The sequence below is a fragment of the Nitrospirota bacterium genome, assembly GCA_026387665.1.
Classification (GTDB): Bacteria; Nitrospirota; Nitrospiria; order Nitrospirales; family Nitrospiraceae; genus Palsa-1315.
Genome location: JAPLLG010000007.1, coordinates 168,295 through 181,632 on the forward strand (window position 1 = coordinate 168,295; position 13,338 = coordinate 181,632).

10 protein-coding genes and 1 riboswitch are annotated in these 13,338 nt (G+C 58.7%); of the genes, 3 read left to right on the forward strand and 7 right to left on the reverse strand.

Features of this window, described 5'->3' with window-relative positions:
• The 4 genes from NT179_05070 to NT179_05085 all read right to left on the reverse strand — a co-directional run bounded on the left by NT179_05070 (nucleotide 1) and on the right by NT179_05085 (nucleotide 4,143).
• Complete coding sequence (locus NT179_05070) at nucleotides 1–1,236, reverse strand: ABC transporter permease (protein ID MCX5721386.1); 1,236 nt, start codon at nucleotides 1,234–1,236, stop codon at nucleotides 1–3.
• Entirely contained in the window at nucleotides 1,237–1,953 is a 717-nt protein-coding gene (locus NT179_05075) for an ABC transporter ATP-binding protein (GenBank protein ID MCX5721387.1), read from the reverse strand. It abuts the gene before it with no gap.
• 61 nt (nucleotides 1,954–2,014) lie between these two features.
• Nucleotides 2,015–3,292 (reverse strand): efflux RND transporter periplasmic adaptor subunit, encoded by a 1,278-nt coding sequence (locus NT179_05080; protein ID MCX5721388.1) that lies wholly within the window; start codon nucleotides 3,290–3,292, stop codon nucleotides 2,015–2,017.
• 146 nt (nucleotides 3,293–3,438) lie between these two features.
• On the reverse strand, nucleotides 3,439–4,143 hold the full coding sequence (locus tag NT179_05085; protein MCX5721389.1) for a helix-hairpin-helix domain-containing protein: 705 nt from the start codon (nucleotides 4,141–4,143) through the stop codon (nucleotides 3,439–3,441).
• A gap of 281 nt (nucleotides 4,144–4,424) precedes the next feature.
• On the opposite strand from NT179_05085, the gene NT179_05090 reads away from it, so the two are divergent.
• Entirely contained in the window at nucleotides 4,425–5,303 is an 879-nt protein-coding gene (locus NT179_05090; GenBank protein MCX5721390.1) for an undecaprenyl-diphosphate phosphatase, read from the forward strand.
• A 135-nt stretch (nucleotides 5,304–5,438) separates the two neighbouring features.
• Here NT179_05090 and lspA read toward each other — a convergent pair whose 3' ends face one another.
• The 3 genes from lspA to nadA all read right to left on the reverse strand — a co-directional run bounded on the left by lspA (nucleotide 5,439) and on the right by nadA (nucleotide 10,099).
• Entirely contained in the window at nucleotides 5,439–5,960 is a 522-nt protein-coding gene (gene lspA / locus NT179_05095) for a signal peptidase II (GenBank protein ID MCX5721391.1), read from the reverse strand.
• Nucleotides 5,960–8,773, reverse strand: coding sequence for an isoleucine--tRNA ligase (ileS, locus tag NT179_05100; protein MCX5721392.1), 2,814 nt, complete (start codon nucleotides 8,771–8,773; stop codon nucleotides 5,960–5,962). The genes lspA and ileS overlap by 1 nt, the downstream gene beginning before the upstream one ends.
• A 222-nt stretch (nucleotides 8,774–8,995) precedes the next feature.
• A complete protein-coding gene (gene nadA, locus NT179_05105; GenBank protein MCX5721393.1) occupies nucleotides 8,996–10,099 on the reverse strand; it encodes a quinolinate synthase NadA in 1,104 nt (367 codons plus the stop codon).
• A gap of 166 nt (nucleotides 10,100–10,265) precedes the next feature.
• Nucleotides 10,266–10,368: riboswitch (TPP riboswitch) on the forward strand.
• Nucleotides 10,369–10,462: 94 nt separating this feature from the next.
• Between nadA and thiC the strand changes: the two genes are divergently transcribed.
• Together thiC and NT179_05115 are read left to right on the forward strand one after the other, a co-directional pair.
• Entirely contained in the window at nucleotides 10,463–12,376 is a 1,914-nt protein-coding gene (gene thiC / locus NT179_05110; protein MCX5721394.1) for a phosphomethylpyrimidine synthase ThiC, read from the forward strand.
• Between the two features lie 138 nt (nucleotides 12,377–12,514).
• Nucleotides 12,515–13,318 (forward strand): sulfide-dependent adenosine diphosphate thiazole synthase, encoded by an 804-nt coding sequence (locus NT179_05115; GenBank protein ID MCX5721395.1) that lies wholly within the window; start codon nucleotides 12,515–12,517, stop codon nucleotides 13,316–13,318.
• Nucleotides 13,319–13,338: the final 20 nt, after the last annotated feature.

A 13,338-nucleotide genomic window follows, 5' to 3' on the forward strand; every position in this document is an offset into this window, starting at 1 on the left:
TTATTCGTACCGGAGCGCTTCGATAGGATTCAGCCTGGCGGCCTTGTTGGCAGGATACAGGCCGAAGAACAGCCCAACGACGAGCGAGAAGAAGAACGCGACCACGATCACGTCGCCGGAAATGATGGTCGGCCAGCCGGCGATGACCGTCGTCAACTTGGCTCCGGCGATCCCCAGCGCGATCCCCAAGACCCCTCCCACCAGGCTCAAGGTCATGGCCTCGATCAGAAACTGCATCATGATGTGGTGGCGCTTGGCTCCCACTGCCATCCGGACACCGATCTCTCTCGTCCGTTCCGTCACGGACACCAGCAAGATATTCATGATGCCGATCCCCCCGACCAGCAGCGACACGGAGGCGATGGCAAACAACATCATCGTCAAGGTCTCACTGGTGCCCTCTTGCACCTTCCCGATATCGACCTGGGTCCGGATCGTGAAGTCGTCGTTCTGCTCAGTCTGGAGCCGGTGCCGCGCCCGCAAGATCTCCCGAATCTGCTCGACCGCCTGAGGCAAATCTTCAACCTGATCGGTCGAGCCGAACATGGCCCCGACGGACCCGATAAACGACGTCCCGAACACCTTCCGTTCCGCCGTGCTGAAGGGAATGAAGATCACATCGTCCTGGTCGGAGCCCTGAGAGGACTGGCCTTTCGGCGTCAGAACCCCGATGACGCGGAACGGCACGTTCTTAATGCGAATCACCGCCCCCACCGGCTCTTCGCCAGGCTCAAAGAGGTTCTCCACGATCGTCTGGCCGATGAGCGCGACCCGGGCTGCGCTGTCCAAATCCGTCTGGGTAAAGGGACCGCCGCTCGTAAAGGACCAATCTCGAATGGTGAGGTAGCTTGGGGAGATCCCGTTAATCGGTCCGTTCCAGTTTTTGTTCCCATAGACGATTTGCATGACATCGCGCCGTGACCAGCCGGTGTCGGTCAGCAAGGGAATGCGTTTTCTCAGCTCCAAGGCGTCGGATACGGTCAGCGTCACGGCGCTCCCCTGACTACCCCGGACCCCGCTCGCAGAGGTCACCCCGGGAAAGATGATGATGACGTTCGTGCCCATCGTCGCGATCTGCGCCTGCACGGCCCGCTTAGCCCCCTCGCCGATGCTCACCATCGCAATGACCGCCGCCACGCCGATGACGATCCCCAGCATCGTGAGACCGGCGCGCAGTCGGTTCCGTCCGAGGATCCGCAGGGCCGTCATGATCGTGAGCCAGACAAACGCCGCCATCTAAATCTGGACCTCGACTTGGCTGGATGGTGGACGAGCCTTGGTCCGGCGATCGCTGAGAATCTTCCCGTCCTGAATCACGATCTCGCGCGCCGCATAGGCCGCGACATCCACCTCATGCGTCACCAGGATGATCGTAATGCCCTCATCGCGGTTCAGCGCTTCCAGGATTCCCATGATCTCCCGGCTTGACTGGCTATCCAGGTTGCCGGTCGGCTCGTCGGCCAGGAGCAATGAGGGCGATGTGACCAGCGCCCGCGCGATCGCCACACGCTGCTGCTGCCCGCCGGACAGCTGCGTCGGATAATGGTCTTCCCTGCCGTGCAACCCCACACGCCCTAACGCCGCCGCGGCCTGCGTCCGTTGGTCCTTGAGCGACAGCCCTCGATAGAACAATGGCAATTGGGCGTTTTCGAGCGCGCTGGTGCGAGGGATCAGGTTGAAACTCTGAAAGACGAACCCGATCTGCTGATTGCGGATCCCGGCCAATTCATCTGGCCGCAGCCCCCCGACCTCGACCCCGTTCAGGCGGTAACACCCTTTGGTGGGTTGATCGAGACAGCCCAGAATATTCATGAGGGTGGATTTACCGGAACCGGAGGAGCCCATGATCGCGACAAACTCGCCCTGCTCGATCGTCAGACTCAGGCCGCGCAGAGCCTGAACCTCCACGTCGCCGACGCGATAGACCTTCCAGACATCTTCGCATTCAATCAGCGAGCTCATCGTCCTATCTCGTGAAACGTGAGAGGTGAAACGTACAACGCGTCACAGGTGGCTACAGGCCCCGGTTGCGCGAAGAGCCCTTCTGGCCGCCGCTCCCGAATCCCGGTGGCAGATCCTTTCCGCCCCGCTCACCTTTGGGTCGCTCGATTCCCACAATCACCGGCGTCCCCTCGGATAATTCCTCCGACACAATCTCCGTGGCCACCCCGTCAGAAATGCCCGTTTGAACCTGAATCGGCTCAGGCTCTCCAGACGGTCCCTGCTTCCAGATGGTTCGATTGATTGCCGTGGCCCCTCTGTTGGCGCCTACCTGAGGCTCTGCGCTCTTCGCCTTGGCCGGTTTACCGCCTGACGCAGCACGATCGGACGGACCGGCGGTCGGAGGCGTGAATCGCAAGGCGGCATTCGGCACCTTGAGCACGGCGTCTCGTTGCGCCACCACGATGGAGACATTTGCCGTCATGCCAGGCTTCAGCCGGAGGTCTTGATTATCGACGTTGACCACGACGTTATAGGTCACCACATTTTGCACATTGATCGGGGCAAGACGGACCTGACGGATCGTGCCGGAAAATTGATGGCCGGGATAAGCATCGACGGTAAAGGTCGCTTCTTTCCCTTCGGTGATCCCACCGATATCGGACTCGCTGACGTTCGTATCGACCTGCATCTTTGTCAAATCGAGCGCGATCAGGAAAAGGTTCGGTGTGGCGAAACTGGCCGCAATCGTCTGACCGACCTCCACGGTTCGCGCTACGACGATCCCGTTCACCGGCGACCGGATGACGGTGTACTTCAAATCCAGCTCTGCGGCATTCAACGCCGCCTCTGCCTGTTTCACCTGCGCCACAGCCACGTTGACTTGGGCCTCGGCCGATTGGAAATTCGTCGTCGCCACATCCACGTCGTTCTGCGACACGTACTGCTGCGCCACCAGCGACTTCACCCGATCCAACTCGCGCTTGCGCTGCGCCAGATCGGTTTTGGCCCGCGAGACATTCGCTTTCGACATTTCAAGATTGCTGGCTGCTTGATCGCGGCGGGCTTTGAAGGGTTCCGGGTCGATCAGAGCTACGATGTCGCCGGCCTTGACCACCGAATTGAAATCGGCATGCAGACTTTTGATCATGCCGGACACTTGGGTCCCGACCTGAACCGACACGACCGGATTGATCGTGCCCGTCGCCGTCACGAGCGACACGACGGAGCCTCGCTCAACCACGGCGCTCCGATAACGGACCGGCGCTTTCCGCTCCCCATTGAAGAAAACATAACCGCCGATGGCGGCTCCAACGGCCAGCACTCCGACGATCAAAATAGCACGACGCATCAATTCGTTCTCCAGTTCCCCCGTCTACGTGAGTGGCATTGTATCAACAGGGCCGAAGGGAATCACCTGGCAGCGACGATCCCAACAACAAACAGGCCGTCCACCACACGATGGACGGCCTGTCAAACTGCGCACCATGCCTTCGATTAAGGACCGACGCTGATCCGATCCTTGATCATGTCGAAAATATCTTTAGTCACCACGTTCTTCGCCACCAACTCACCCTTCACCCGGTAGGGGCGGTTGGCCACGATACGATCGGCCACGTCCTTGGGGAGACCGAGCACCAACACGATGTCCCCGACAGAAGCCTTATTGATGTTCATGGAAGACGACAAGGCTTGAGGCGCGCTCGTCACAGGAGGGACAGGGGCCGCAACCGATGGGACGCTCGGAGTCGGAACGGCAGACTCGAGCGCTCCCGCCGCGGAGCGGGACTGGTCCTTGAGCTCTTTCTGATACCGGGCGACCAGGGACTTGAGCGTTTGATTGTGCCGCTTCACATCCTCATATTCCTGATGCACCGCCCGGTTCTGCAGGGCGAATTGCCTGATGCGATCTTCGAGTTCTTTAATTCGGCTCTCGGCGCTGCCGCGCTCCTTGTCGCGCCCGTGCTGGATACGCTCCAGCTCGTCGTGAGCGACTTGAGCCTCATTCCCGAACTTCGAGTTGAGATCCTTGAGCGTCTTGACTTGTTGTTCCAGCGAGTTCTTCTGCGCGCGAAGCTTCTCCAACTCGGACCGGGCCGAGTCGACATCGACCACCGCTTCATCATATTTCTTTTGAGAGACACACCCGACCATCGATACTGCGCCGATCATCACGACCGCCGCCATCCATCCTGATTTCATGCAAACCTCCCATCCACTAAACGTGGCACCTGCAACAGATACCAGCTACCGCCCTCATCCAACAGGCCTGTCGAGAGAAGAGGATCGTCCGGCACCTATACGTATGGTGTTGATGTATGCCAAGCCCCTCACTTTGTCAACAGATTTGCCAGTCGCCCGACCCCGCAGACCGGCGTGGAGGGCTGAGATCAATTCTCCGCCTGCTTGACGGACCGTCACCACTTTGTGAATATGCGCCAGATACGCAGTCCGCACTGTCACCTGTCTCAGAAAGAGATCGCATGAACGAATGGGGCCCCGGTCTCGCCACGATCCTCGGTATCGTGGAGGGGCTGACAGAGTTTCTCCCTGTCTCGTCGACCGGCCACTTGATTCTCGTTGGGCATGCCTTGGGATTCGAAGGAGATCTCGCAGCCAGCGCGGAAATTTCAATCCAGCTTGGCGCCATCCTCGCCGTCATCGCCTATGAGCGGCAGAAGCTGGCCTTCATAACCGGACAAGCCTGGCGTGAACGGCAGGAGGCCTCGGCCATGATCCGAGCCCGTGGCGCCACCTCCTGGACGGCAACCCTGCAAGCATCGTGGGTGGCCCACCGGAATCTCTGGTTTCTCCTCGGACTCGGGCTCGCCTTTCTCCCGGCAGCGGCGATCGGGTTCCTCACCCATAGCTGGATCAAGAGCCATCTCTTTACGCCACAAACCGTCGCCATCTCCTCCATCGTCGGGGGCCTGATCATTCTTGCTGTCGAGGCCCGCCGTAATCAGCCAACGGTCCAACAGCTTGAACAAGTCAGCTTGCGATCGGCCTTCTGGATCGGTATGGCCCAATGCGCCTCATTACTACCAGGCATGTCCCGATCCGGCTCCACGATCATCGGAGGGCTCTTGGTCGGGCTGGACCGGAAAGTCGCGACGGAATATTCTTTCTTCCTCGCCCTTCCGACCCTCATCGCGGCGACCTGCTATCAAATGTGGAAATCTCGGGACCTCTTCCGGCAGGAGGACTATCTGGCGCTCGGAGTCGGGATGCTGGTGTCGTTCGCCGTCGCCTGGATCGTCATCGCCGCCTTCCTCACCTTCGTGAAGCGCCATACGCTCCGCCCCTTCGCCTACTACCGAATCGTGATGGGCATTGCCGTATTCTACATCTTCGGGTTTTAATAGAGCGCTCACAGGCTGCTCAAAAAGCCCGTCAGCAAGGCCGCAGGCGAGTGGAAACCGGAGGCGTACCCTCAGGGGTACGTTGAGGATTTCGATGAGCCGAGAACGAAGCTGGCGGGATTTTTCAGCAGCCTGCTAGGAAGCGGGAGGAAACCCTTGAGACAAGAGTGCTTCGTCTTTCTTTTCGAAAGCAAAGTGAATAATCAAGAAGACCACCCCCACGCTAATCGCCGAATCTGCGACATTGAAGGCAGGCCAATGGTAGGAGTTCACATAGACATCGAGGAAGTCGATTACCTCCCCATACCGTAACCGATCGATCAGATTCCCGATCGCCCCTCCCAGGACCCCGGAAATACTGAGCTGCCCCACCCAATCCTTTTCCGGCAACCGGAAGAGGATCGTCCCCAGCAGGGCCAGAGCAATCAGCGACGTCACCCCGAAGAACACCATCCGAAAAGCATTGCTGCTGCCGGCCAGCAGCCCGAAGGCGGCGCCGGGGTTGCGGATGTAGGTTAGGCTGAAGAAATCCTGAACGATCGGGATGGATTCATGCAGCCGCATCGACTGCATGATGGACAGTTTCGTCACCTGATCGATCACGATGATCGTGCCGGCGAGCAGGGCCAGGAACGCATAGCGAAAAGACCGTCGCATCACTGCACCGCCTCCACACAACGTTCGCACAAGGTGGCGTGACTCGCGTCTTCCCCCACTGCCTCACGATAATTCCAGCAGCGTTCGCATTTTCCAAACGAGGACTTCGTCGCCACAATCGCCAGTGGGCCTTTGGCCGCGCCACTGGCAATCAACTTCACCTGCGAAACGATGAAGAGCGTGGTCAAGTCCTTTTGATAGGACTGGAGAAACTCATAGCTATCAGCATCGGCTCGAAGTTCCACCGATGCCTCCAGCGAGGACCCGATCACTTTGTCACGTCGACTGCCTTCCAACACGCCCTGCACTTGTGTGCGGTAGCCCAAGAGCTTCTCCCATCGCTGAGCCAGCTCGGCATCCTGCCATTGAAGCTGGACCTCCGGGAATGTACTCAGATGGACGCTGCTCACGCCCTGCTTCCCTCCCGGTTGAGTCGCCAGGGTCCGCCAGATCTCTTCCGCCGTAAAGCTCAAGACCGGCGCCATCAGCTTCGTCATGGCCACGAGGATCTCGAAGAGCACCGTCTGCGATCCGCGCCGCAAGGGCGAATCGGCCCGGAAGGTATAGAGACGATCCTTCAGAATATCGAGGTACACAGAGCTCAGATCCACCGAACAGAAATTGTTGAGCGCGTGGAAGATCGTGTGAAACTCAAAGTCGTCGTAGGACTTTCTGACCCGCAGGATCAGCTCGCTCAGCCGATGCAGAGCCCAACGGTCCAGCTCGGGCAATTGCTCATAGGGGATGCGATCCTTCTCCGGATCGAAGTCGTACAGATTGCTCAGCAGGAAGCGGCAGGTGTTCCGGATCTTTCGATAGGCCTCGATCATATGGGTCAGGATTTCCGGAGAAATTCTGAGATCGTCGCGATAGTCCTGCGCCGAGACCCACAGACGCAGAATTTCCGCGCCAGACTGTTTGATTACGTCCTGCGGCGCGACGACGTTCCCCGCCGACTTGGACATCTTCTTGCCCTGCCCATCAAGAACAAAACCGTGGGTCAGCACGGCTTTGTAGGGCGCGCGGCGATCCGTCACGACACCAGCCAGCAAAGCGCTATGGAACCAGCCACGATGCTGATCCGACCCTTCAAGGTAGAGATCGGCCGGCCACCACTTGCGCGGCTTTAGCACCGCCGCATAACTGACCCCCGACTCGAACCAGACGTCGAGAATATCCCGTTCCTTTTCGAAATCAGTCCCCCCGCACTTCGGACAGGCCGTGCCCTTGGGTAACAGCTCGGCAGCCGATTGCTCGAACCAGACGTCGGCCCCTTTGGATTCCATCAAGGTCGCCAGATGCTCGATCACGGTCGGATCTGCCAAGACAGACCGACAACCGGTACAGGTAAAGCCTGGAATCGGCACACCCCAGACCCGCTGCCGCGACAAACACCAATCGGGGCGGTTCTGGATCATCCCGTTAATCCGATCGCGGCCGTAGGAGGGAATCCAGCGGACCCGTTCGATCTCCGCCAGCGCTTCTTTCCTGAGATCGTTCGTCTCCATCGACACGAACCATTGTTCGGTGGCGCGGAAGATGACGGGATTCTTGCAGCGCCAACAGTGGGGATAGGAATGGTTCAGCGAGCCATGGCCCAGCAACCGTCCATTGGCCTGGAGGAACTCCACGATCTTCGGATTTGCCTTCAAGACATGCTGGCCGGCAAATTCCTTCACGATTTCGGTAAAGCGCCCGCCGTTGTCCACCGGCGCCAGAATCTCCAACTTTTCTCCCGCCGACGCCTTGGCATTGTGTTCCAGGACGAGGATGTAGTCCTCCATACCGTGGCCTGGCGCAATATGAACGCAGCCGGTTCCCTGCTCGAGCGTCACGAAATCGCCGAGCAGAATCGGCGAGAGGCCGGTGCTCATGGGCCGTTGGGTCTCGATCCCTTCGAATCCTTCTTTCCCCTTCTTCACCCCGAATACTCGCGTCCCTTCGAGCTTGCAGCCCTTCGCCATGCTCTCGACCAGCTTCTCCGCCACGATCAAGACCTCGTCGCCGACCTGGACGAAGGCATAGTCGATATCACCATGGAGACAGACCGCTTGATTGGCCGGGAGGGTCCAGGGAGTCGTCGTCCAGATCACGACAGAGACCAGCTTGATGCCGCCGGGGAATGAAATGCCGGGGAAGGTCTTGCTCAGCACCGTGGGCGACGTAACCAGCGGGAACTTCACATAGACCGAGGGAGAGGTGTGATCTTCATATTCGACTTCCGCCTCGGCCAGGGCTGTCTGGTCCGCCGTGCACCAGAGCACCGGCTTCAGTCCCTTGTAGACACCGCCCCGCTCCACAAACTTTCCGAACTCGCGAATGATCGTGGCCTCATAGCCGGGATTCATCGTGAGATAGGGACGCTGCCAATCGCCCAGAATGCCGAGCCGCTGAAACTCTTCCCGCTGAATCGTATAAAACTTCTCCGCATATTCACGGCAGAGCTTGCGGATAGCCGGAGTATCGAGCGTCTTTTTCTTGTCACCAAGCTCTTTGAGCACTTGATGTTCGATCGGCAGACCATGGCAATCCCACCCAGGCACATAGGGCACCTGGAAGCCGGCCATCGTCTTGGATTTGATGATGATGTCTTTGAGGATCTTGTTCAGCGCATGGCCGATATGGATGCGGCCATTGGCGTAGGGCGGCCCATCATGCAAGACATACAGAGGCCGGCCCTTACCCGCTTCCTGAATCTGTTCGTACAACCGTTCCTGCTCCCACGAAGCCAGGAGCTCAGGCTCCCGCTGCGGCAGATTCGCCTTCATGGGGAAATCGGTCTTGGGGAGATTAAGCGTTGCCTTGTAATCCATAGCCTATCTGGTCTCTCTAGAGAATCTGCGCACGTGATGGGAATCAGGGGTAGGAATATACCGGAATGGCAGCCAGGGCACCAGCCCATAGCGTTGATGCGGGATCGTCAAAAACGTCTTCCAGCAAGGCCGCAGCGAGCGAAAGGCCGAGGCGTACCCGGAGGGTACGTTGAGGGTCTGAGCGACGCGAGAACGAAGCTGAAGGCGTTTTTCACGATCCCGCTAGCTGACCGCCATCATGCGATCAAGCGCAATCTTCGCCCACCGCTTTTCATCGTCCGGCACGACGATGTGGTTCACGACATGGCCTTCAACAAGGTTCTCCAGAGCCCAGCAGAGATGGGCTCCATCGATCCGGAACATCGTCGCGCACTGGCAAACCGTGGAAGAGAGGAAGAAAATCTTCTTGTCGGTGAGATCCCGCTTCAATCGATTGACCAGGTTCAATTCCGTTCCCACCGCCCAGACAGACCCGGCGGGCGCCGCCGTCACCGTCTTGATGATGAACTCGGTTGATCCTGAGAGGTCCGCCTTATTGACGACATCCTCGTGGCATTCCGGATGGACGATGACCTTCCCGTCCGGATACTGTTTGCGGAAATTGTCGATATGCACGGGCTGGAACATCTGGTGCACACTGCAATGGCCTTTCCAGAGAATGAGTTTTGCCCGCTTGATCGCCTCACGGCTATTGCCCCCGTTGGGTTGATAGGGGTCCCAGACGATCATCTCTTCTCGCGGCAATCCCATCTTGTTGGCCGTATTGCGGCCCAGGTGCTCGTCCGGGAAAAAGAGGATTTTCCCCCGCCTGGCCCAGCACCATTCCATCACCGCCCTCGCGTTGGAAGAGGTGCAGGTGATCCCGCCATGTTCGCCGCAAAAGGCCTTGAGCACTGCGGCAGAGTTCACATAGACCGCCGGCATGACCGTCTCTTCTACGGGGATGATCCGTCCCAACTCCTCCCAACATTGATCGACCTGTTCGATGGCCGCCATGTCCGCCATGGAACAGCCTGCCGCCATATCAGGAAGGATGACCGTTTGTTTGGAGCGGCTCAGGATATCGGCGGTCTCGGCCATGAAATGCACGCCGCAAAACACGATGTAGGGTCGCTCTGACCGCTCAGCTGCCAGTTTTGACAAGAGAAGAGAATCCCCACGGAAGTCCGCATGTTCAATGACTTCATCCCGTTGATAATTATGGCCCAGGATCATGACCCGGTCGCCGAGCACACGTTTTGCCTCAACCGTCCGGCGGAAGAGTTCCTCCGCAGACAGTTGCTGGTAGTCCGTGATCGGTTTCGGAAGTGTCGAGATAATTTGCATAGCTTCCCTAGCAAAATGACAGACCACACCATTCTACGTTAGGGGTCACCGACAATCAATGAACCGGCCCTGCGAGGAAGTCCTACACCGGCGATGGTCCACTCGGTTCGCCCCCGATAGGCCTAATACCCCGTTGACAACGGAGGGGGCCAGCGATACGATTCTTGCTCGAAGCTAGGGGAGCCACGTGGCTGAGAGTCCGCCCGAACGGACGACCCTCAGAACCTGACCTGGGTAATACCAGCGTAGGGAAGCGAGAACAACCAGACACTGTTGGTCTCTCTGCCGCACCCCTTTTCTCGGTGCGGTTTTTTTATTTCTGATTACTAAGCACAGTTCACGTTTCGGAGAAAGGATCTCCTCATGAGCGACCAGACAATCGGCAACGGATCTGCCACTGGCAACGGACAGAAATCTGCCGGATCGACCTTGACGACCACGCCCTTCCCCGCCTCGCGCAAAGTCTACGTGCCGGGCACCCAGGCCGGCGTGAAGGTTCCGATGAGAGAGATCAGCCTGACGCCGACGAAGGCGATGAACGGAGGGACGCCCACCCCCAATGAGCCGATCACGATCTACGATACCTCAGGCCCCTACACAGACCCGAACGTCACGATCGACGCAAAGGCCGGACTGGCTCCCTACCGGAGAAACTGGATCCTCGGCAGAAACGACGTAGCCGAACTCCCGGATGTCTCCTCGCTATATGGCCGCCTGCGCGCAGCCGATCCCAAGCTGGACGAGCTCCGGTTTCAGCACATTCGCAAGCCGCTGCGAGCCAAGCCGGGCATGAACGTGACCCAGATCCACTACGCCAGAAAAGGCATCGTCACACCGGAGATGGAGTTCATCGCGATCCGGGAGAACCAGTCCTGCGAAGTGGCGCGCGAACTGGCCTCGCGGAATGGCCATGGCGGCGGAGTCACCCAACATCAGGGCCAGTCCTGGGGCGCCAGCATCCCCTCCGCGATCACGCCGGAATTTGTCCGCGATGAAATCGCCCGTGGCCGCGCCATCATCCCGGCCAACATCAACCATCCGGAAAGCGAACCGATGATCATCGGCCGCAACTTTCTGGTGAAGATCAACTCCAACATCGGCAACTCCGCCGTTGCCTCCTCCATCGAAGAAGAAGTCGAAAAGATGATCTGGTCCATTCGCTGGGGCGCCGACACGGTGATGGACCTCTCCACCGGCAAGAACATCCACGAGACCCGCGAATGGATTATCCGCAATTCGCCCGTGCCCATCGGCACCGTGCCGATCTATCAAGCGCTCGAAAAAGTCGGGGGTAAAGCTGAAGACCTGACCTGGGAACTCTTCCGCGACACCTTGATCGAGCAGGCGGAACAAGGCGTGGACTACTTCACCATCCACGCTGGCGTACGCCTGGCCTATGTGCCAATGACGGCCAAACGGATGACCGGCATCGTGTCCCGCGGCGGGGCGATCCATTCGAAATGGTGCCTGGCCCATCATGAAGAAAACTTCGCCTACACCCACTTCGAAGAAATCTGCGAGATCATGAAGGCCTACGACGTCTCGTTCAGTTTGGGCGACGGGTTACGTCCCGGCTCCATTGCCGATGCCAACGACGAAGCGCAATTCGCCGAACTGGACACATTGGGCGAACTCACCAAGGTTGCCTGGAACCACGACGTGCAGGTCATGATCGAAGGACCGGGCCATGTGCCCATGCACATGATCCAGGTCAATATGGAAAAGCAGCTGAAGGTCTGTCAGGAAGCGCCCTTCTATACACTGGGGCCCCTCACGACCGACATCGCGCCTGGTTACGACCACATCACCTCCGGCATCGGGGCTGCCATGATCGGCTGGTTCGGCTGCGCGATGCTCTGCTACGTGACGCCTAAGGAACACCTGGGCCTCCCGGACCGGGAAGATGTGAAGACCGGCGTCATTACCTACAAGATCGCAGCCCATGCCGCGGACCTGGCCAAAGGCCATCCCGGCGCGCAAATCAGAGACAACGCGCTCTCCAAGGCCCGCTTCGAGTTTCGTTGGGAAGACCAATTCAACCTGTCGCTCGATCCGGACACGGCGAAACTCTTCCACGACGAAACCCTGCCGGACAATGCCGCGAAGATCTCGCACTTCTGCTCCATGTGCGGCCCTCATTTCTGCTCGATGAAGATCACGCAGGATGTCCGGGACTATGCCGCGCAGCTGCAAGTGGATGAACAGAAAGCGATCCAAATCGGCATGAAAGAAAAAGCGGAAGAATTTAAGAAAGCCGGCTCCGAGATCTATCGATAAGACTGTTCAAAATGGCTTTCCGGCAAGGCCGCAGGCGAGACCAAACCGGAGGCGTACCCTCAGGGGTACGTTGAGGATTTGGTAGAGCCGAGAACGAAGCCGGAAGTCATTTTCAGCAGTCGACGAAGGGAAGACACAATGGCAAAGCCACCAACACCAGCCCCACTACGAGAAAAAGATATTACCCGTCACATCGCGCGGGAATATTACAAAGAATTCGATCAGCTCATCGAAAGCGATGTGATCATCGTCGGGGCCGGGCCGTCCGGCTTGATCTGCGCCCATGACCTGGCTGAAATGGGATTCAAGACGGTCGTCGTCGAACAGAGCCTCGCCCTGGGCGGCGGCTTCTGGTCTGGCGGCTATCTCATGAACAAGGCCACGATCTGCGAACCGGCCAATGAAATCCTTGAAGAAATCGGCGTGCCCTGCAAGAAGATTACGGAATGCGCAGGCATGTACATGGTCGATCCCCCTCATGCCACCGGCGCGTTGATCGCCGCGGCCTATCGAGGCGGGGCGAAGATCATGAACCTCACGCGAGTGGTGGATCTCATCATCCGGCGCGACGGGATCCTCGAAGGGGTGGTGGTCAACAGCACGACGGCAGAAATGGCAGGCCATGACATCATCCATGTGGACCCGATCGCCCTCGAAAGCAAAATCGTGGTGGATGCGACAGGCCATGATGCCATCGTCGTGGAACTCTTGCATAAGCGGAATCTCCACAAGGCAGTCCCCGGCAACGGAGCCATGTGGGTCGCGCAATCGGAACAGGAAATCATGGACCGGACCGGCGAAGTCTACCCCAACTGTTTCGTAATCGGGTTGGCCGTGGCGGCAGTCTACGGCACGCCCCGCATGGGTCCGGCCTTCGGCTCGATGTTACTCTCAGGGCGCTACGGGGCTGAGCTGATTAAGAAGAAACTGAAACAAGAGTAGGAGCGTATAGCTGATAGCGA

Coding starts and splice junctions, on each gene's coding strand:
- ileS (MCX5721392.1), bottom strand. CDS start 8,773: ATGGATTACAAGGCAACGCTTAATCTCCCCAAGACCGATTTCCCCATG.
- NT179_05115 (MCX5721395.1), top strand. CDS start 12,515: ATGGCAAAGCCACCAACACCAGCCCCACTACGAGAAAAAGATATTACC.
- NT179_05070 (MCX5721386.1), bottom strand. CDS start 1,236: ATGGCGGCGTTTGTCTGGCTCACGATCATGACGGCCCTGCGGATCCTC.
- nadA (MCX5721393.1), bottom strand. CDS start 10,099: ATGCAAATTATCTCGACACTTCCGAAACCGATCACGGACTACCAGCAA.
- lspA (MCX5721391.1), bottom strand. CDS start 5,960: ATGCGACGGTCTTTTCGCTATGCGTTCCTGGCCCTGCTCGCCGGCACG.
- NT179_05090 (MCX5721390.1), top strand. CDS start 4,425: ATGAACGAATGGGGCCCCGGTCTCGCCACGATCCTCGGTATCGTGGAG.
- thiC (MCX5721394.1), top strand. CDS start 10,463: ATGAGCGACCAGACAATCGGCAACGGATCTGCCACTGGCAACGGACAG.
- NT179_05080 (MCX5721388.1), bottom strand. CDS start 3,292: ATGCGTCGTGCTATTTTGATCGTCGGAGTGCTGGCCGTTGGAGCCGCC.
- NT179_05085 (MCX5721389.1), bottom strand. CDS start 4,143: ATGAAATCAGGATGGATGGCGGCGGTCGTGATGATCGGCGCAGTATCG.